The sequence below is a fragment of the Ilumatobacter sp. genome, from assembly GCF_049588435.1.
Classification (GTDB): domain Bacteria; phylum Actinomycetota; class Acidimicrobiia; order Acidimicrobiales; family Ilumatobacteraceae; genus Ilumatobacter_A.
The window spans coordinates 1-19,957 of the sequence record NZ_JBAVYV010000212.1 but is presented as its reverse complement, the minus strand read 5'-3'; the positions used below and the strand labels follow the sequence as shown (position 1 = coordinate 19,957).

General features: G+C 66.5%; 18 protein-coding genes and 1 pseudogene. 7 read left to right on the top strand and 12 right to left on the bottom strand.

Going from position 1 to position 19,957, the window contains the following annotated elements; all coding sequences use genetic code 11:
• A partial coding sequence (locus WBV89_RS08060; RefSeq protein WP_423980815.1) for a hypothetical protein occupies positions 1–1,514 on the top strand: 1,514 nt, incomplete at its 5' end.
• Between the two features lie 84 nt (positions 1,515–1,598).
• Here the strand turns inward: WBV89_RS08060 and WBV89_RS08055 are convergent.
• Positions 1,599–3,056, bottom strand: a complete 1,458-nt coding sequence (locus tag WBV89_RS08055; RefSeq protein WP_423980814.1) for a DUF222 domain-containing protein — start codon at positions 3,054–3,056, stop codon at positions 1,599–1,601.
• Positions 3,057–3,291: 235 nt separating this feature from the next.
• Here WBV89_RS08055 and WBV89_RS08050 point away from each other — a divergent pair, with 235 nt between their 5' ends.
• Positions 3,292–5,664: a sulfatase-like hydrolase/transferase gene (locus WBV89_RS08050; RefSeq protein WP_423980813.1), complete on the top strand. Its 2,373-nt coding sequence runs from the start codon at positions 3,292–3,294 to the stop codon at positions 5,662–5,664.
• Positions 5,665–5,778: 114 nt separating this feature from the next.
• On the opposite strand, the gene WBV89_RS08045 is transcribed toward WBV89_RS08050, so the two are convergent.
• Positions 5,779–8,025 (bottom strand): LuxR C-terminal-related transcriptional regulator, encoded by a 2,247-nt coding sequence (locus tag WBV89_RS08045; RefSeq protein ID WP_423980812.1) that lies wholly within the window; start codon positions 8,023–8,025, stop codon positions 5,779–5,781.
• A gap of 151 nt (positions 8,026–8,176) precedes the next feature.
• Positions 8,177–8,575, bottom strand: a complete 399-nt coding sequence (locus WBV89_RS08040; protein ID WP_423980811.1) for a hypothetical protein — start codon at positions 8,573–8,575, stop codon at positions 8,177–8,179.
• Positions 8,576–8,616: 41 nt separating this feature from the next.
• Between WBV89_RS08040 and WBV89_RS08035 the strand changes: the two genes are divergently transcribed.
• Entirely contained in the window at positions 8,617–9,366 is a 750-nt protein-coding gene (locus WBV89_RS08035) for a class I SAM-dependent methyltransferase (protein WP_423980810.1), read from the top strand.
• On the opposite strand, the gene WBV89_RS08030 is transcribed toward WBV89_RS08035, so the two are convergent.
• Together WBV89_RS08030 and map are read right to left on the bottom strand one after the other, a co-directional pair.
• Positions 9,367–10,155: a hypothetical protein gene (locus WBV89_RS08030; RefSeq protein WP_423980809.1), complete on the bottom strand. Its 789-nt coding sequence runs from the start codon at positions 10,153–10,155 to the stop codon at positions 9,367–9,369.
• Positions 10,156–10,236: 81 nt separating this feature from the next.
• Positions 10,237–11,217, bottom strand: a complete 981-nt coding sequence (map, locus tag WBV89_RS08025) for a type I methionyl aminopeptidase (RefSeq protein ID WP_423980808.1) — start codon at positions 11,215–11,217, stop codon at positions 10,237–10,239.
• 76 nt (positions 11,218–11,293) lie between these two features.
• On the opposite strand from map, the gene WBV89_RS08020 reads away from it, so the two are divergent.
• A complete protein-coding gene (locus tag WBV89_RS08020; protein ID WP_423980816.1) occupies positions 11,294–11,482 on the top strand; it encodes a hypothetical protein in 189 nt (62 codons plus the stop codon).
• Positions 11,483–11,596: 114 nt separating this feature from the next.
• Positions 11,597–12,754, top strand: a complete 1,158-nt coding sequence (locus WBV89_RS08015; protein ID WP_423980807.1) for an aminotransferase class V-fold PLP-dependent enzyme — start codon at positions 11,597–11,599, stop codon at positions 12,752–12,754.
• 35 nt (positions 12,755–12,789) lie between these two features.
• Here WBV89_RS08015 and WBV89_RS08010 read toward each other — a convergent pair whose 3' ends face one another.
• The gene (locus tag WBV89_RS08010; protein ID WP_423980806.1) at positions 12,790–13,539 is read right to left on the bottom strand and encodes an SDR family NAD(P)-dependent oxidoreductase; all 750 of its coding nucleotides are present in this window, start codon (positions 13,537–13,539) and stop codon (positions 12,790–12,792) included.
• A 199-nt stretch (positions 13,540–13,738) separates the two neighbouring features.
• Between WBV89_RS08010 and arr the strand changes: the two genes are divergently transcribed.
• Positions 13,739–14,233 carry an NAD(+)--rifampin ADP-ribosyltransferase gene (gene arr, locus WBV89_RS08005; protein WP_423980805.1) on the top strand — a complete coding sequence of 165 codons (495 nt, stop codon included), beginning with the start codon at positions 13,739–13,741 and terminating at the stop codon, positions 14,231–14,233.
• 24 nt (positions 14,234–14,257) lie between these two features.
• On the opposite strand, the gene WBV89_RS08000 is transcribed toward arr, so the two are convergent.
• Complete coding sequence (locus tag WBV89_RS08000) at positions 14,258–16,141, bottom strand: sigma factor-like helix-turn-helix DNA-binding protein (RefSeq protein ID WP_423980804.1); 1,884 nt, start codon at positions 16,139–16,141, stop codon at positions 14,258–14,260.
• Positions 16,142–16,334: 193 nt separating this feature from the next.
• Between WBV89_RS08000 and WBV89_RS07995 the strand changes: the two genes are divergently transcribed.
• Positions 16,335–16,997, top strand: a complete 663-nt coding sequence (locus WBV89_RS07995; protein ID WP_423980803.1) for a putative immunity protein — start codon at positions 16,335–16,337, stop codon at positions 16,995–16,997.
• Positions 16,998–17,196: 199 nt separating this feature from the next.
• On the opposite strand, the gene WBV89_RS07990 is transcribed toward WBV89_RS07995, so the two are convergent.
• From WBV89_RS07990 to WBV89_RS07970, 5 genes and pseudogenes are all read right to left on the bottom strand, one after another.
• The gene (locus WBV89_RS07990) at positions 17,197–18,117 is read right to left on the bottom strand and encodes a pirin family protein (protein ID WP_423980802.1); all 921 of its coding nucleotides are present in this window, start codon (positions 18,115–18,117) and stop codon (positions 17,197–17,199) included.
• A 95-nt stretch (positions 18,118–18,212) separates the two neighbouring features.
• The gene (locus WBV89_RS07985) at positions 18,213–18,857 is read right to left on the bottom strand and encodes a maleylpyruvate isomerase family mycothiol-dependent enzyme (RefSeq protein ID WP_423980801.1); all 645 of its coding nucleotides are present in this window, start codon (positions 18,855–18,857) and stop codon (positions 18,213–18,215) included.
• Positions 18,858–18,942: 85 nt separating this feature from the next.
• The gene (locus WBV89_RS07980) at positions 18,943–19,374 is read right to left on the bottom strand and encodes a DUF1801 domain-containing protein (protein WP_423980800.1); all 432 of its coding nucleotides are present in this window, start codon (positions 19,372–19,374) and stop codon (positions 18,943–18,945) included.
• A gap of 13 nt (positions 19,375–19,387) precedes the next feature.
• The gene (locus WBV89_RS07975; protein WP_423980799.1) at positions 19,388–19,798 is read right to left on the bottom strand and encodes a VOC family protein; all 411 of its coding nucleotides are present in this window, start codon (positions 19,796–19,798) and stop codon (positions 19,388–19,390) included.
• A gap of 22 nt (positions 19,799–19,820) precedes the next feature.
• Positions 19,821–19,957 (bottom strand): annotated as a pseudogene (locus tag WBV89_RS07970) (AraC family transcriptional regulator); the annotation flags it as partial.

The following is a 19,957-nucleotide window of genomic DNA, read 5'->3' as shown; positions in this document are numbered from 1 at the left end:
CCTCTCGCGGTCGACGATGTCACCATGGTCTGGTGTGGTTGCCACGCTTGATCGTCGTCGTCGTCGGCGCGGTCGCGATCGGATGGACCCCGACCTCCGTCTCGGCGGCGGAGTGTGCGGAGTCGTCGACCGCGACCGGGCTGGACGCCTTCTTCGCGTCTGACGACGCCGCCGGGCTCGCCGGTGCCGACTATCCACACGCGATCGAACTCCCGGATGGCCGGTTCCTGTGGTACTTCCAGGACGCGTTCCTCGGATCGGATGACCGCCTCGACGGCGACACGTTCGCGCACAACGCGGCGCTGGTGCAGGACGGCGACTGCTTCGAGTTGCGGCGACCATCAGGTGGCGAGGGTGATTCGTGGATCGGATCGTGGGTCGAGTCGAGTCTGTCCAACTGGCTGTGGCCGCTCGATGCCGCCATCGGCGATGACGGCGATCTGTGGTTGTTCCTCGCCGAGGTGCAGAACCCGAACGAGACGGGCGCGGCTCGCGGTGCACTCCCGGTCGGCACGTGGATCGCTCGGTACGCACTTCCCGATCTGCAGTTGATCGGAATGCAGCCGGCACCCGACCCGTCGCGGTCCCTGTTCGGCTACTCGGTGGTGTCCGACGGCGAGTGGTCATATCTGTACGGGCACTGCTATCGCCAGTTCGACGATGCGGGCCTGGTCGGTTTCGACTCGTCGTGTTCACCCCACGCCTACGTCGCGCGCGTCCCGCACGGAGATTTCGACGCGGAGCCGCAGTATTGGACGGACGACGGCTGGTCCCTCAATCGGGACGCACGTGTGCCGGTCCTGACCGGAACGCCCTCGATGCCCGTGTCCGTCCAGCGATTCGGTGACACCTACGTTGCGGCTTCGGACGTCGGCGACTGGTTCGGCGCCGAAGTCGTCGTGTTCACCGCCTCGGCACCTCAGGGACCGTGGACCGAAGCCACGCGCTACACCCCCGACACGAGATGCGGCGACGAGTGCAACAACTACGGAGCGTTCGTCCTCCCGAATCTCGAGGGTGACCAGGTCGTGATCGCCCACTCGAACAACGCATGGGACATGGACGACGCCGTTCGCGACGCGTCGCTCTACCGGACTTCGATCCGAACGGTCGACGTCCCCGGGCTGACGGCGGCCAACCTCGAGCGCTCGCCTGATCTCGTCCTGGCGCGTGCCGAACCGGACCCAGTCCCGGACTCGGTGCCCGAATCCCCGCCGACCACCGCCGCAGTCGAGGCCACCGAGGTGACCGCGACCCGCTCCAGCTCGACGCCATCGCTGAAGCCGCACGCCGTGAACGGCGCATGGCTGCCCACGTTGCTCGCAACACTCATCGCGGCGGTCCTGGTGCTCGTGTCGATCGCGTTCGCGCCGATCACGGCGCTGAGCATCGCCCGGACCAGCCGCCGGAGCCGGTTCCGGCGCCTCCGCAGCAGGGCACTCAGCGCGCCGGAAGCCGACCGGCAGCCGCGAGAACATCACCCGATCGTTGATCCGTCCCGGCCACCGCTCTGACGTCGCGGGCCTCGATCCAGATTCGCCGAGTAGCGCGTCGGCGTGCGATCGTCCTCGACCCGGACGGGATTCGGGTGGCGGGTGTCAGGCGGCTCGGGGTCGTCGGATACCGGCGACACGGCTGCGGGCGCTGATGACCTGCCGGGCGACGAAGTCGGGGGCGTCCTCGTCGAAGCCGTCAGGGTCTCCAGGGGCGTCATCGTCGGCGAAGTCGGGTGGTCGGGCGCCGACGGGCAGGATGATCGTGCCGTCCTCGCGGACGGTGTAGCTCGATCCGTTGAGCGCTCGCCTGATTCGCCATCGGTGCTCGTGTTTGTGCGTGTTGTTCGACCCGCACAGGACGTCACTGTTGTTCTGATCGGTGCGTCCGTGATCGCGAGCCCATTCGTCATGGTGATCGACCTGACACCAATTGGCGGGCAGCTCGCATCCAGCGTGCTCACAGCGTTTGATCAACAACATCGCCGCCTGCCTCGCACTCCCGGTGAACAGCCGCTGGCGTCGACCGAGATCGATCACCACCCGCTCCGAATCGGCCACGACCCGCCGAACGTGCCCGGCGAGCGCGGCGCGCAACACGTCGTGCGGATGCAACGACGTACCGCTCGTGGTTTCACACATCCGGCTGTCGAACCCGGTGAGGTCACCGACCAAGCGGTCGGCTTCGGTGTTGGCGAGGCCGGTGAACGGGTCGATCGGACGACCGTCCAGGTCGGTCGAGGAGCTGAGTCCGGCTGCGTGGAGCATCCGCCCCCACGTCGCCGCATCGATCACCACATTCACCAACGGTTCGGCCACGGTGCCCACGTCGCCCGCTTTAGCAGCGGCACGGAAGATGGCGATCAACGCGTCGAATTGGCGTCGCCGGTCGATGCGCGCGAGTTGGAAGCCATCGGCCAGTTCGCCGTGCTCGAGGCGGCGGGCTTCGAGATCGTGCTGGTATTCGATCTGCGTGAAGCGTTCCAGGATCGCGACGATCTCGGCGCTGACCAGACCGTCTCCGCCCGAGGCACGGAGGTCAAGGGTTCCGCCGGCATCGACCGCTCTGGCCCGCCTCCCCGCAATCGCCGCATCGCGATCGTCATGCGAACCGTCCTCATCGGCTCGCGATACGAAATGGTCGACCACGGTCGCGAAGTCCGGGTACGGCATCTGCTCCGCGTGCTCCAACAACCGTGGTGCGAACTCGTTGAGACGATCAGCGACACGCCGGTTGGCGTTGGCCATCGACAACATGACGGCTTGGGGAGATCCGAGATGACCGTCGAACCAGGCGTCGCCGAGTCCCTCGATGTCGTCGACGGCTCGGGCCAGACCGAGACGGCGAGCAGCTTCGGTGTTCGACCAGTTCAGCCGGGCACGACAGAACGCGGCCATCGAACGATGCCCATCCACCGCGTGCACGCCGCGACCCTTCGCGACAGCCAACGCTGCAGACATCTCGGCATCATGGCGGCGGCGTTCCAGTTCGTTCGCCTCGATCCGGGCGACGAGCTCGGCATCGGAAAGTCCGATCAGCTCGTCCACCACATCCGAGAACATGACAGCATCGTACTCCATCTCATCCCAGCACACAAGCTTCTGATCGCACATATGTTCGTCGAACTTCCTCCGACTGAAGGAAGCGCCGTCCAGGGATTTGTGAGGCGATTCACCCAGAGTGGCCGATGCTCCGGAGCACATGCGCGAGGATCATGGAGCGGTCGTCACCTGGCAACGTGCCACGACACCGTCCGGACACGACCGGTGACGACACGAACCCGAACGGAGCCCTCCCATGCCATCGAACCCAGACCGCCACTCCCGTGCCATGTTGCCGATCCCCGATCGGCCGGTGCATGGATTAACCACCTACGACGCCAAGGATCCGGCCACGTCGTTCCCGCCGATCGAGCCGCTCCGACCGCCGGACGGGGCGCCGAACGTGGTCGTCATCCTGCTCGACGACGTCGGATTCGGTGCCTCGAGCGCGTTCGGTGGTCCGTGCGCCACGCCGAATGCCGAGCGTCTCGCCGCCGGTGGCCTCAAGTTCAACCGGTTCCACACCACGGCGTTGTGCGCGCCGACGCGTCAGGCACTGCTCACGGGGCGCAACCATCACTCGGTCGGCATGGGCAGTATCACCGAGACGGCGACGTCGGCTCCCGGCAACAGTTCGGTGCGTCCGAACACGAAGGCCCCGTTGGCGATGACGCTGAAACTCAACGGCTACTCGACCGCCCAGTTCGGCAAGTGCCACGAGGTCCCCGTCTGGCAGTCGTCGCCGTTGGGTCCGTTCGATGCGTGGCCGTCGGGTGGCGGCGGGTTCGAGACGTTCTACGGGTTCATCGGTGGTGAGGACAACCAGTGGGAGCCGGCGCTGTACGACGGCACCACGCCCGTCGAGCCCCCGGCGACGGCCGAGGAGGGATACCACCTCACCGAGGACCTCGCCGACCGGGCTGTGGGTTGGGTGCGTCAGCAGAAGGCGCTGATGCCCGACAAGCCGTTCTTCGTCTACTTCGCTCCGGGTGCCACGCACGCCCCGCACCACTGTCCGAAGGAGTGGATCGACAAGTACAAGGGACGGTTCGACGACGGCTGGGACGTCCAGCGTGAGCGCACGTTCGCGCGTCAGAAGGAACTCGGTGTGATCCCTGCCGATGCCGAGTTGACCCCACGCCACGACGAGATCACGGCGTGGGACGACATGCCGGACGAACTCAAGCCGGTCCTGGCGCGGCAGATGGAGGTCTACGCTGGATTCCTCGAGCACACCGACCACCACGTCGGCCGGCTGATCGATGCCGTCGACGACCTCGGTGTCCTCGACAACACGATCATCTACTACATCGTCGGCGACAACGGCGCGTCGGCCGAGGGGACGATGAACGGCGCCTTCAACGAGATGGCCAACTTCAACGGGATGGCCGCCCTCGAAACACCCGAGTTCATGCAGTCGAAGATGGACGAATTCGGTTCGCCTGCGTCGTACAACCACTACTCGGTCGGTTGGGCCTGGGCGATGAACACGCCGCTCCAATGGACCAAGCAGGTCGCCTCGCACTGGGGTGGCACCCGCAACGGCACGATCGTCCACTGGCCGAACGGAATCGACGAGCCCGGCGGACTGCGTGAGCAGTTCACCCACGTCATCGACATCGCACCGACCGTGCTCGAGGCGGCCGGGCTGCCCGAGCCGACCATGGTCAACGGAGTGCAGCAGTCGCCGATGGAGGGGACGAGCATGCTGTACACCTTCAAGCAGGCGTCGGAGCCGGAGCGCCACGATCTCCAATACTTCGAGATGTTCGGCAACCGCGGCATCTACCACCAGGGTTGGAGCGCCGTCACCAAACACAAGACGCCGTGGATCATGGTCGGTGGTGACCTCCCCGCGTTCGACGACGACATCTGGGAGCTGTACGACGGCAACAGCGACTACAGCCAGGCGCGTGACCTGGCGGCCGAGCAGCCCGGCAGGCTCGCCGAACTGCAACGGCTGTGGCTGATCGAGGCGACCAAGTACAACGTCCTGCCGATGGACGACCGCACCGGCGAGCGACTCGAACCGTCGATGGCGGGACGCCCGACGCTGATCCACGGCAACTCGCAGCTGTTCTTCTCCGGCATGGGCCGGCTCTCCGAGAACAGCGTCGTGAGCATCAAGAACAAGTCATTCTCGGTGACCGCGAACATCGACGTCCCCGAAAGCGGCGCTTCCGGTGTGATCATCGCCCAGGGCGGGCGCTTCGGCGGATGGGCCGTGTACACCAAGGACGGAGTGCTGAAGTTCGTCTACAACGTGCTCGGCATCCAGGAGTTCGCAACCACCGCAGACGAGCCGATCCCCGCGGGAAAGCACCAGGTGCGCGTCGAGTTCGCCTACGACGGTGGTGGCCTCGCCAAGGGTGGAGACGTGACCCTCTACCACGACGGCACCGCGGTCGGTTCGGGACGGGTCGAGGCGACGCAGCCGATGGTCTTCTCGGCTGACGAGACGACCGACATCGGATACGAGTCGGGCACGTGTGTCTCACCCGACTACACGCCCGAGACCAGCCGCTTCAGCGGGAAGATCGAATGGGTCCAGATCGACCTCGGTGACGACGACAACGACCACTTCATCGACCCGGACGAACGCATGCGGATTGCAATGGCCCGTCAGTGACGCTGGCGTGACGAAGTGGGCCCGGCCCACGACGGCTGGAGACTGCTCGAGCAGGTGATCGGGCCCGCTCCGGATCCACGCGACCTCGATTCGGCGCGGTCGACGCCCGGTCGGTCAACGATCGGGTGACACGTGGTCGATCAGGCCCGCGCGCCGGCCGAGCGCCACGGTCTCGCTCCGCGATGTCGCGCCGAGCTTCCGATAGATCGCCGTGGCGTGGGACTTGACGGTGTTGCGTGACACGAACAGTTCCGTGGCGATCTCCGACAACGACAGATTGGTCGGAAGGTACGCGAGCACCTTGCGTTCGGACGGGGTCAACGCTGAGGACCCGTCGGCGGTCGTCGCCGACACCGCGTCGACCTGAGCCCAGAGCGCCGCGAGGTGCGGCTCGACACCCGAGGCGTCGCCGGGTCGGGCGGCACAGTGCTCGGCCTCGCGTAGGAGCGTCCGAGCGGCCGGGCGGTCGTCGATGAGCAAGGCGGTCCGCACGAGCGCGAGCCGGGCCATCACGTTGAACCACGGTGCGACGTCCTGGTGACTCTCGAGATGACGGCGAGCGATCGCGAACTCTGTCGAGGCAACGTCCGGGCGACGACGGGCCTCGACGAGCGAGCTCACGGCCACCGTGATCGCAGACGGCGGAAGAAGCGTCCCGCCGACCGATCGGACGAGTTTCTGAGCGCGCAGGCCCAGCTCCATGGCACGGTCTCGGTCTCCGCTCAACTCGTGAACGATCGCCTCGGAGGCCAGACAGTTCGCGGCCAGGTTGGGTGCGCCGAGGAACTCGGCGGTCATCGCCCCGTCGGCCCACACCTCCGTCGCCCGATCGTCACCGATCATGAACAGGTGCCCGCCGAGCGCCCAGATCGCCATGGTCCTCCACAGACCGACGGGAAGCGCGTCGCGCGCGCTTTCGGCCGCTGCGATCTGTGAGACCGTCGAACGGTTCTCGAGCGTCGCGGTCAGCGCCAGCGCCGTCGCCCAGCGCTCCCTGTCGTCGACCGCATGAGGGATGGAGCCTGAGCCGTCGAGCCCGACCACACCTGCGAGATGCCGAGTCCACTGGAGCGCTGCTCTGCCATCACCCCTGTGGGAAGCACTCACCGCCGCCAGCGCACACAACCCCGGTGATGCACGGATGCGTTCCTCCGGGAGCATGCCGAGCCAGCGCCGGACCGTGTCGTGCGCGCCCATCGGGAATCGAATCGCGGCATGTTCGATCACGAGCGACTCGCAGCGATCGATGTCGCCGATCCGTGCAGCATGTGCGAGGGCACGATCGATGTCGCCGCGGGCCTCCCACCAGTCGCACGCGGCACGATGCACCTCGCGCCACCGGGCGCGTTGAGCGTCGCGGAGTTCGGCCTCGAGCCAGCCGGCGAGGAGCTGATGCATGCGAAACCAATCGCCGCGCACGTCGAGCGGAAGCACCAACTGGTCCTCGCGCTCCAACCGACGCAGAACGCCTCTCGATCCACTGCGTCCGAGCACCTCGTCGCACATGTCCGCGGTGAATCGTTCGAGACAGGCGGCTTCCCGCAGCAGTGGAACGTCGTCGGGATCGATCGATGACGTCCACTCTGCACTTAGGTAGTCCGTGATGTGCGTCGCGTCCGAGACGTCGATCGCCGACAACCCGGTCAAGTCGTGGTTCGTCAACAGCACCTGACCGGCAAGGCGGAGTCCGGCCGGCCAACCCTCGAAGCGAGCGATGACATCGTCGAGGTCGGCGTCGCGATCGAGCCCCATCGCCACGAGCAGCGTTCGGGACTCCGCGGCATCGAGCGCGAGATCCGATGCCGTCACGTCGATCACGCCGGGGTTCAGTCGGAGACGGGCGATCGAACGGTCGATCCGGTGAGCGCGGCCCGCGAGCAGCAGCGTCGAGCGCTCCGGCAGATTCTCCGCGATCGCGCAGAACAGCGCGTCCGAATCGGGGTTGTCGATCTCGTGTACGTCGTCGAGCACCAAGACGAACGGTTCCGCGCAGCCACGCACCGCCGCGCCGAGCGCCGGGACGACCCAGTCGCGGAAGCTCGGTGACCCGGCCGCCGCCACCGGGATCGACGCGAACCCTGCCGGGTTGAGCTCGTTCAACGCACCGTGCAGTGCCGCGGCGAGCACCCCGGGATCGTTGTCGATCGGTTCGATGTCGACCCACACGACACGGCGGCTCTCGTCTGCGGTCCACCTCGCCACCAGCGACGACTTCCCGAATCCGCCAGGGGCGAGGACGCGGATCACCCGTCCCGTCGATGACGCATACAGGTGGTTCAGTCGGTGACGTTCGATCACCGTCTGGGAGACCTGGCGGGGAACGGAGCGTGCCCGATCGACGACACCGAGGAGATCGGTCATCAGGACACGCCCCGCGATCGTGTCACCCAGAAGATCAATTTCGCCCGCACGGCCTCGATCGTAGTGGTGCGGCGACGGCGCTGACCGGGACGTGATCAGTATGCACGTCGGTGCCTGGCACCGACGTGCATCTGTCGCGGTGCGCGGGTGGTCAGGCGAAGAACTGCTTGGCCTTCTGTGTCCCGAAGAGGAAGTAGAGCACGATGAGCGCGCCGAGGATCGTCCCGATCGCGGTGCCGACGTGGTCCTTGTGCTCGGAGACGACGAGGAGGTAGATCGCACCGGCGATCTGGAACACCTCGAAGATCCCGATCAGTGCCCGGGCGAAACGTTTGCCACGCCAGAGATTCGAGCCGAGGAAGATCGAGATCAACGCGGCGATCACCAGTGCGATGACCGCCGTGGTGATCTGCGACGAGGTGGCATCCGCGTCGTTCAACATCTCGGCATCGTTGCGGTCGATGAACGCGAGGAATGCCACGAGCAGTTGGAGGGCGCCCGTCAGGATCATGATGATCGCAACGAGCGCAACAAGGAATGGACGTTTCATCGGACGCGAACAGTAGCCCGCCGGGATGGAAGGGTGGGTGAGTGAGCCATGAGGTGCGCGACTCCTACGACGCCAACGCCGGCCTCTACGCGCGATTCGCACTCGACGACCTCGATCGGGTGCACACCGATCGCGCATGGCTCGCGCGGTTCGCGGAACTCACCGACCTCCGCGATGGAGCGGTCGCCGACCTCGGATGTGGGCCCGGCCACATCGTCGACCACCTGACCGACCTCGGAGTCGCAGCGACGGGCTACGACATCTCGCCCGAGATGATCGCCGAAGCTCGATGTGCGTTCCCCGACTCGGAGTTTCACGTCGGGGACCTCGGTGCGTTGGACATCGCCACGTCGTCGCTCGCGGGAATCGTGTCCCGGTACTCCCTCATCCACGTGCCCCCTGCGGAACTCGACGGCATCTTCCGCGAGTGGTTCCGCGTTCTCGCGCCCGGTGCGCCGCTCCTCGTGTCGTTCTTCGCCGCATCCTCGGCCGGGACGCACGGATCGCCGTTCGACCACGCGATCGTCACGGCTTACGCGCTGTTCTCGCCGACGATCGCAGTCGGGCTTCAGCAGGCCGGGTTCGTCGACAGCGAACTTGGGACCCGACCCCCGTTGGACGGCGAGCGCGCACTCGACCACGGAACGATCCTCGCCCGCCGCGGTGCCCGGCCCATATCAACTGGGGTCGGACCCCAGTTGATACGCAGGGGCGGCTGTGGATTCCGCGCCACGGCGCCGCCGAGCACGTCAGCGGGTCATGCGGCGAACGGGATCCAGCCGCGGCGATGATCAGGGTCCGGCAGCCGGCGGGAGATCCATCTCGGTCCGGGCCTCGACAAGTGCGGTGTACGGCACGGTGATGAACCCACGTTGTGGCCGATCGAGGTCGAACGAGACGAACAGGATCACGACGACGAAGGCAGCGGCGAGCAATGCCGTGATCTCGCTCCGACCGAGGAGCGCGAGATACGCCGCGAGCACGCCGATCGCGATTGCGCTCCCACCGATCTGCAACAACATCACCGACGTCGGCACCCGGTTGCGGAGCGACGACATCCGCTCCGTGTGCGCTTCGAACATCTCGTTCAGCATCGGGATGTAGGTCAAGGGCCCGGTGCCGGTCGCATCGACCTCGACGGCACGCCCCGCCTCGGACCACAACCCACGCTGCAATCCGTTGAATTCGGCGACGTCGGCGTCGAACTGATCCGTGAACGGAACCTGGTCGGCCAGGTCGTCGGCGATGTCGCCGTACTGCTTCAGGAGATCGAGCGACGTCGATCGCATCGGCTCGGGGAGCAACTGGGCGCGGAGGTAGGTCGTGCTGATCGTGTTCGCCTCGTGCACGACGAGAGTCCGGCGGGCCTCGTACCGACCGACGGCCATCGTGAGCCCGAAGGCGAGCAGCAGCCCGACGAGGCCGAGCAACGCTCCTTGGACGACGCCGATGGGTTCACTGCTGGAATCAGGTCGTCCCCGGAGGCGTCGGCCGGCGGCGATTCCCACCAGCGTGCTGCCACCGATGACGACGACGAGCGAGACGTCGAGCCAGAAGGTGTCGAGGTCGAAGAACAGCACGAGGCTGACATGATGACACGTGCCGACCGGCGCGGGTTCAGCCCGATGATGCTGCGGGTTCCTCCCCAGCGACGGCGGCTCCTATCGGGTGGCGTGCAGCGAGTCGAGGGTTCCCGCAGCACTCCGGCCGCCATCGGTCACCGTGAGGATCTCGACACCGGTGTCGGTGACGAGCACGGTGTGTTCGAACTGTGCCGACGGTCGGTTGTCGTTGGCGTGTTCGGTCCACCCGTCGGCCGCCTGATGGAACGTCGGTCGCCCGGAGGTCAGCATCGGCTCGACGGTGAACGTCATGCCCGGGACGACGACTGTGTCGTCGCGGCGATCGATGTGGTGGGACACATGAGGGGCGCCGTGGAACGTGGCGCCGATCCCGTGGCCTCCGTACTCACGGATCACGCCGTAACCCCGCGATTCGGCGAACGGTTCGATCGCTTCCGCGATCCGTTGCAACGGTTCGAAAGGACGTATCGCTGCGATTCCGCGCAGCGTGGCTTCGCGAGTCGTGTCGACGAGGCCGGCGACCGCCCGGGAGGGGGTCCCGGCGTGGAAGGTCGCCGACGTGTCACCGTGCATGCCGTCGATGTAGGCGGTCACGTCGATGTTGACGATGTCGCCGTCCTCGAGTGGTCGGTCGTCGGGGATGCCGTGGCAGATGACCCCGTTGACCGAGGTGCAGATCGACTTGGTGAAGCCTCGGTAGTGCAGGTCGCTCGGATATGCGCCGAGTTCGACGTAGACGTCGTGGGCGAACACATCGAGTCGTTCGGTCGTCACACCGACCGCGTCCTGCTCGCCCGTCCGGAGGAGGACCTCGGCACCGACCGCGCACGCTCGACGCAATCGCACCAGGGATTCGGCGTCCTGGATCTGGGTCCTGGGTGGCGGGACGATTCCGGTCGTGACGTAGTCGGGTCGCACGATCGAGTCGGGTACGGCTCGGGGTGCCGACACGTTGCCGAGTCGGACCGGTGGACAGTCGAGCGCTCGGCGGTCGCCATGGCACCGCTTGTGCTTCTCTCCGCTGCCGCACCAGCACGGATCGTTCGACTTCAGCTTCATCGCGGGGACTCTACGGGCATCGACGATCGTTGTCTACGGGTGGAGACGGCAACGATATGCTGACGACGTGGCGCCGATGGTGAACACCGACGAACTGATCGACTCCCGTGAACTCGCAGCCCTGCTCGGACTGGCGCACCCCAACAGTGTGAGTCTGTACCAGCGTCGCTACGCCGACATGCCGCGGCCGGTCGTCGACCTCGGCAACGGTCGGCCGAGGCTCTGGCTGCGTCCTGCGATTCTCGACTGGATCGAGCACCGCTGAGAATCGTTCGGCCCTCGCGGCCGGTCCGATCCGGCACGCGCTCGATGCTCATCCGACGGTGCCGGCTTTCCCCGGTTGTCCGCGACGAGTCGAAGCAACGTCTACGTTTCGTAGGTGAGCACCACCACAGAGTCGGGCCGGATCGACGACATCCGAGACGCACGAACTCTGTTCCCCGCTACGTCATCCTCGGCCTACCTCAACACCGCGGCGGTGGGATTGGCGAGTCGCGAGCTGACGGCTGCGTATCACCGATATGTCGACGAATGGTCCGAGAACGGTCTCGACTACGCCCGGGGTGAAGCAGCCGCCGAAACCGCGCGGACCTCGGTTGCTGCACTGATGGGGGCCGATCGTTCCGACGTCGCATTGATCGCATCCGTGTCCGCCGCAGCGGGGCTGATCGCCGCACAGTTCGGACCCGCCAGCAACGGACAGAACGTCGTGATCGGTGAACGCGAGTACAGCTCGAACCATTTCCCGTGGCGGTTGCTCGCGGCGAAAGGCTATGAAGTCCGGCAAGTTCCGTTCCGCAACGGTGGCCTCGAACCCGAGGACATCGCACGCCACGTCGACCGCGCGACACAGCTGGTCGCGTTCAGCGGAGTGCAGACGGCATCAGGACATCGCTCCGACATCGCGGCGATCGCGGACACGGCCCATGCGGTCGGTGCGCTCGTCTTCGTCGACGGCTCCCAGATGGTCGGTGCGCTTCCTGTCGCTGCTGACATCGAACACATCGACGTGTTGGCGACATCGGACCACAAGTTCCTCATGAACGCCGGGCGCGGAATCGGATACTGCTACCTCTCTCCCGAGGTCCGAGACCGCTTCTCCCCGCTCAACGCCGGGTGGAAGGCCGGACGCGTGCCGTTCGAGAGCTTCTTCGGGCCCACCATGGACCTCTCCTCCACGGCGTCGCGCTTCGACAACTCGATCAGCTGGCTCGCCGCAATCGGAGACGAAGCGGCCCTGTCGGTCTTCGACGCATTCGGTGCCGACGCCATCTTCCAACGGAACATGGACCTCGCCGACCTCCTCCGTTCGGCCTTGACCGAGATCGGTCGGGGGGCGATCGATCTTCCGGTGGCCAATCGCAGCACCATCGTCGCCGTGCCTCTCGCTGGCGCCGAGCCCGCCGAGCTGCTCGCGACACTGAAGCAACGCGGCATCATCTGTTCGGCTCGCGACGGAAATCTCCGACTGGCGATCCACTTCTACAACCACGAAGACGACATCGCCCAGATCACGAGCGCGCTGGCCGAACTCTGACCCGCCCGCTGTGGGGACGAGCTGTCGCGCACCCGTCAGCTGAGATGGAAGCCGGCGTCGACGTGGATGAGTTCGCCGGTGATGACTCGGGCACGGTCGCTGACCAGAAATGCCACGGCTTCCGCCACGTGTGACGGATCGGCCACCTTGCCGAGCGGGAGTGACTTCGCGATGGCAGCGCGTCGGTCCGGGTCGACCAGGCCGTTCATCGTCGTCGCGGCCATCGGCGAGATCGAGTTGACCCGGACACCGAACCGGCCGAGCTCGCGCGCGGCTGTCTGCGTGACGGCATGGAGACCACCCTTGCTCGCGGCATACGCGGACTGACCCGCGTTTCCCCGCTCACCCGACGTGGACGTGAGATTGATGATCACCCCGCCGGTCCCCTGCGTCTTGAACGCTCGAGTTGCTGCGCGGATGATGGCAAACGGGGCGGTGAGGTTGGCGACGAGCGTGTCCTCCCAACGTTCGTCGGTGACGCCGGTGATGAAGTTGTCGAGCGCAACTCCGGCGTTGTTCACCACGATGTCGATCCTCCCGGCGGCCTCGAGCACGTCGGCGACCAACCGATCACCCGCGTCAGCTGAATCCAGTTCGCCGGGCACGGGGATGGCGTCGGGAATCTGGGAGGCGACCTCGGCGCACGAGTCCGCCGAACGTCCGTGCACGATCACGATGGCCCCGACCGCTGCGAGCCGCTCGGCGATCGCTCGGCCGATTCCTCGCGTCGAGCCCGTCACGAGCGCGACTCTCCCATCGAGTCGGTCACTCATCATGTCAGTCATTGTGCGACCGTACTTTCCGACCCGACGTCCAGCGACGTCGGGCGAATCCGGCGCTGTTCTCAGGGCGGGTCGAGATCAGGCTTGTGACACGTTCGGATTTCTGCTTCCCTCGAACGGGGAGTCCGCTCGAATCCCGAGCGAGCAGAACCAGGCGTGCAAGCCGGCCATGGGCGCCGGTGGCGAGCGATCGGAGGACTCATTGACCAACCAGGACCACGTCGAGAACACGGCCGGGGTCCCGAACGAAGGCGCATACGTCCCGGTGACCTTCGACCGATGCGACCACATCGATGGGCCGTTCTTCCACGGGACGAAGTCCGCTTTCGAGGCCGGCGATCTCCTGGTCCCTGGCCACGGCTCCAACTTCCAAGCGGGCCGCACCTCCAACAACGTCTACTTCTCGACGCTCGTGGAGACCGCGGCCTGGGGCGCTGAGTTGGCCACGGTGCTGACGGGTTCCACCGGTCGGGGACACATCTACGTCGTCGAGCCCACAGGTCCGTTCGAGGACGACCCGAACGTGACGAACAAGAAATTCCCCGGCAACGTCACGCAGTCGTACCGGACTCGCGATTCGCTCCGGGTCGTCGACGAAGTGCAGGACTGGGAGGGCCACCCTCCCGAGGTCCTGAACCAGATGCTCGACAACATCGCTCGGCTGAGAGAAGCAGGACTCGACGTCATCGAGGATTGACGTCGCCGCTCAGGGGCGGGACTGTCAGAGCAGGGGAAGGGTGACGATCTCGCTGGGGCCGAGGGTGTAGATCAACGCTGTGTCGGTCCAGACGATCTCACCGGCGTTCCCCAGACCTGCGGGTTTGATCGTCCGGTCACCGGCGTTCGGAACGAATTCTGTTCCCGTTGCCATGACAGCGGGAAGGCCGACCGACCCGTCCGCGTCGATGTCGGCCACGAGGAGCAGATGCCCCTCAGCGTCGTTCTGGGCCGCGACGATCAGCGCGACCTGTGTGCCGTCGGGCGAGAGTCCGCCGCCGGCGAGACGCATCGAGGTCCCGTCGATCTGCGGCACATCGATCAGGTCGACGTTGCCCGTCGTGAAGTCGGCGACACCCATCTGGAATCCACTCGCGAGCACGCCGTCCGATCCGACGAGCAGGACGCGATTTCCGGCAACGTCGGCCACAAGCGGTTGCCCGCCTTCGACCAGAACGGATCGGCTCGTTCCGTCGGAGACGTCGACCGAGACCAGCGTCGTGTCCTGACCGTCGACGACCGGATTCACGATCGTCTCGCCACCGCCACTGCGGCCGGCCGCCTGGGCCACGCCGTCGAACTCCGGGCCCGTCGCCGCGACCTCACCGTCACCGTCACCGTCGTACCGGTGGAGGACCGAGCGAAGGCTGTCCCCGGGCTCCACACGAAAGACGTACAGGGTCCCATCAGCGGCGAACGTGGGTGCGAAGACTTGATCTTCCATGCTGTCGCCACTCGACGTTTCGCCATCGCCGATCAGCACCGTCGACTCACCGTCGGCGAGGTTCAACTCGACGAGGCCGGCCTCCTCGTTCCCGAAGCGATCCTCGTGGAACACCACCGTCGTCGCGTCCGGCGACCAGCTCATCGAGTTGCTGTCGATTCCCGCCGGGACCGCAACGCAGCGATCCTCGTCGGACGGCGTCGACGGGGTGGTCGAGATGATGCAGAGCTCGTCGTCGCGAACGGCGGCGACGAGCTCGGCGTCGGGCGACACGGCGATGTCGGTCAGCGGCAATCCTTCGAACGCACGCGCAGCCGGCTCGCCGAACGCCAGGTCCGGCACCTCCGGCGAATCGCGGGTGGCAGCGGTGTCCGAGCGCGGTGACGAGACGTCCGCTCCAACCGCCGGTGCGTCGCTGTCCGTGTCGGTCACCGACATCCCGATCGCGACGGCGCCGATCACGAGGGCGGCCGCTCCGGCGCCGGCGAGCGCGATCAACCGCCTGCGATGTCGAACAGCATCATCCGGTTCGTCCCCGACGTCGCGGTGGCTGTCGACCTGCTGCAGTGCCGATCGTGTTTCGGCGGCGTCGGGTGCCGCAGCCCGCCGTCGCTCGCCAGCCGCGACGAGGAGTTCCTCGACGTCCTGGTCATCGGTCCGTCGCTCCCCTGGACGGTCGTCGAACTCCGATCGGGCGATCGCCGAACTGCCCTGCTGCAGTTGGTCCTCCACCGCAGCTTCGTCGCAGTCCAGGATCAGTCCGATGTCGGTCACGGGGAGGTCGTCGACGTAGCGCAGCACGATCGCGTCGCGTTGCTCTGCCGGGAGAGCACGAACGCCGGCCCACAGCGAGCCGTCGATCGACGGCCGTTCCCACTGCGACATCTCGCGCAGGCGGTGGATGCGCTCGGGTGCCGTTCGCTCCCGACGGCGCCCGCGTCCCTCGTCCACCGGCCGGTTCAGCGCGACACCGCGCACCCAGACGCCCGGTTCGTCGAGTTCAGCCACCACATTCCAACGCTCCCGGGCGTGGAACAGAGCATCCTGAGCGAGTCCCTCGGCGACATGCCGACTCCCGGTCGACGCCCCGAGAATCGCGACGAGGCGCGGGAACTCATGCACGAAGAATTCGTCGAACGTCAGTCCCGACGCCGGCTCGGTCACCTCCGCCGACCTCGAAGCAACGCTCGGCGGATCACGATCCCCACCATAGCGATGCGCATTTCATCGAAACCCGACCGACGTCTGTCGTCGCAGATCCTCAACGCTCGGGTACGAATCGGACGGCTCGATCAGGAGATGTTCGGAGCTCGGGAGACGGAATCTTCTGAGCATCTGCAGGACTACGGTCGACGCGGTGCCGACGTCGCCACAGACCTTGACCGTCGAGGACCGTCAGCTCGTCGCGTCGTGGGCGGCCGACTGCGCTGAGCACGTGCTCGCCATCTACGAGACGGCGGTGCCGAGTGATACCCGGGTGCGAGATGCAATCGGTCAGGCACGAGCATTTGCTTCAGGCGAACTGAGTGTGGCCGATGCAATTCGATGCCGAGGCGGCGATGCCGGAGCGGCGGCCCGCGAGGCCCCGACGTCAGCGTCCAAGGCTGCGGCGTACGCCGCCGAGCAGGCGGCTGCAGTCGCGCACATGGGAGCTCACGCACTCGGTGCGGCGGGGTACGCGGCGAAGGCTTCCACGCTGGATGTGGGCTGCGACGGTGACGAGGCGACCCGTGCCGAAGCATCGCGCCAGGTCGCAGCGATGGGCGACGCCGTCGCCCGGGTCCTCGCTTGCCTGCCGGCTCTCGGCGAGAACCACGCCGGTCCGCTCGGTCCCGGGCGTCTGAGCAGCGGTCACGTCGGTCAGACGATTCGGGCGATCCAAGCGAGTGTGGATCTACACCTCGCGGGTCAGGCACACAGGTCGGAGTCCAGCCATTCGGTCTCGCCCGCCACGTCGGCGACCTCGGTGCCGTTGAGCGACCCGGAGACGGTGGACCCGTCGTCGGCGAGGACGAACTGAGTCGCGACGGGGCAGTCGGTGTTGAACGATCCGGTCCCCAGCCGCTCGGGAACCAGTCCCCGTTCGAGGCACCCTCAGCTCGCCAGACCCGACCGTTGATCATCCTGTCGAGAACCCGGAATCCGCAATGCGTGCCCTGCTCGAACCGCGCCGGAACGCCCAACTGTCGTCGCCCTGCCTCAGTGACCAGACGCTGGGATCAGCCGTCGAGATGGCCGAATCGTCCGGCCTGGAAGTCGTCGTACGCCTCCGCGATCTGCTGGCGGGTGTTCATCACGAACGGTCCGTAGGCCGCGACCGGCTCGTCGATCGGCCGACCGGTCATGACGAGCGCGCGTCCTCCGGCGACGGTGGCGACCTCGACGCCGTCGCGTCCGGGTCCGCTGCTGTCGAGAATCGCGAGTCGACCGGACGGCACGTCGGCGCCGTTGACCGTCAGGTTGCCGTCGAGCGCGAGCACGGCCACGTTGTGGTCGGAGGGAACCGACGGGCTGATCCGGGAGCCGGCATTGAGTTCGACGTCCCAGAGGTTGATCGGTGTGTAGGTCGTCGCAGCTCCCGAGTTGCCGTCGAAGTCTCCTGCGACGACGCGGACCGAGCCGCCGTGGTCCTCGAGTTCGACCTGCCCGATCTGCTCGGCGGTGAGCGGCTGGTAGTGCGGCGCGTCCATCTTGCTGGCGGCCGGCAGGTTGACCCACAGCTGCACCATGTGGAACCGACCGCCCGAACGGGCCCAGTCGGCGTCGTGATACTCCTTGTGGAGGATGCCCGACGACGCGGTCATCCACTGGACGTCACCGGGTCGGATCACCCCACCGGCTCCGGTGCTGTCGTGGTGGGCGACGCTGCCGTCGAACGCGAGCGTGACCGTCTCGAACCCGCGGTGCGGGTGCACTCCGACGCCACGGGGAGTGTCGGTCGGGCCGTATTCGTAGGGGGCGTGGTAGTCGAGCAGCAGGAACGGGTCGACGAGTCGGGCGAGTTCGTCGTGGGGACCGAACATCCCCTCGACGCGGAATCCGTCACCGACCCAGTGAGAGCGGCCGTTGCCGACGACACCCGCGACCGGACGGAGTGTGTCCCGATCGGTGGTCGGTGTGGGGGTGGAGGTGCTGGTCATGTTCTGGTCCTTTCAGAAGAGTCGACCAGTACAACTTACTTGTGCTCGCAACTATTCCCGATGGCCTTCCATGTTCACCCCCGCTCAGCGACTGATCAGGACTCCAGTTCCGCTCGTACGTGGCGGACACCGTCGCCGCTCAGTCCAGACAAGCCCACCGACCTCCCACTGGCGGCGAGGAGCAGATCGAGCGCGGGCCCGGAAATCGTCGTGGCACCACCGTCGACGCTCCAGTCGATGTCGGTTGCACGAAGGGTTGCGGGACCGATGCGCTTCTTCGCTCCGTACCAACGGCTCGACCGAACATGGTCGAGCGCCATGATCGAGTGTTCCGGTGCGACCGGATGATTCACGCCGAGCGGGATCGCAATGTCCTGGCCGTGCACGATGAAATCGGTGAGGGCATCGATCGGTGAGCCTCCTGGCGCCGTCTTCGTCGAGTCGATGTCGGATCGCAGCTGCTCGATCAGTTCGAGCGGCGTGACGTCGCGGGCGCGGCGGCGTGCCCGTTCGGCTTCCATCCGGTCGAAGTTCCCGCGGCAGCGGACCATCCCCGTGAAGAAGTCGAGCACGGACGTCCTGGTGCTCAACGAGAGATGAGCGACCACTTCGTGCACGGTCCAGTCGTCGCACAGCGACTGCTTCGACCACCCCGCAGCATCGAGTTCCTCGAGCATCTCGCAGAGACGCGACCGCTCGATGCGCAGCGCCTGGCTGATGTCGGGTTCTCTCGCAGTCATCGTCTGACGCCGAGGAGGACGGGGCCGCCGAGTTGGCGGCAGATCATGGACTTCATCGGTCGTTCCCTCGCAGATGATGTGGCCGTCAGAACAACTCGTCGCCGGGAGCCTCGGCGGCCTGGCGGATCCAGTCTCGGAACTGGTCGTCGTCGATCTCGTCGACGGCGGCGATGTTCGAGTACCGAACTCGCTCGTCCTTCGACGTGACCGGCGGCAGCGGATCGAGTTGCGCGCCGTTGAGCCACGTGACCTTCACGTACTTCGTGAAGCAGTGCAGGCTGAGGAACCAGCCGTTGCCGTCGACGCCGTAGAACGGTGAGTTCCACCGCACCGCCTTGCGAACATCGGGAACGACCACGTCGACGAGGGCATCGAGGTGACGTCCGATCTCGCCCTTCCAGTCGGGCATCGCAGCGAGGTACGCCTGGACCGGCGCCTCGCCGTCTCCCTTGGGGATCTGCGGGTTCCCACCCGAGAGCAGCTTCACCTCACCGGTGCTGTCGTGGTCGGTTGTCATGTCGGTGCTCCTCTCAGGAACGCTGTTGGATCCGGATCAGGTTCCCAGCCGGGTCCCGAACGGCACAATCGCGCAGTCCGTAGTCCTGGTCCATCGGTTCCTGCACGATCTCGGCGCCGGCGGCTTCGATCCGTTCGAACGTTGCATCGAGATCTCGGCTCGCCAGGTTCACGCCGGCGTAGGTGCCCTTGGCCATCATCGCTCGGATCATGTCGCGTTCGGCGTCGGTGACCGAGGGGTCCGGTGTCGGCGGCTCCAACACGATCGACGTGTCGGGCTGGTTCGGCGGACCGACGGTGATCCAGCGCATGTTCTCGTATCCGACGTCGAGACGGACCTCGAAGCCCAAGACGTCGGTGTAGAACGCCACCGACGCGTCCGGATCCGAATGCGGAAGGAAGCTCTGATGAATCGTGATCTCCATGCCGGTCACGGTAGGCGACGCCTCAGGAACGGGCTTCTCGATTCCTGACCGGTTTCGTCGCCCGCTTCGCCACGCACGGTGCAACTCCCTCCGCCCACCGACTGTCCTGGTCCCGATAGACCGACGGAGACACCCCGACGAGCTCGGAGAACCTCGTGC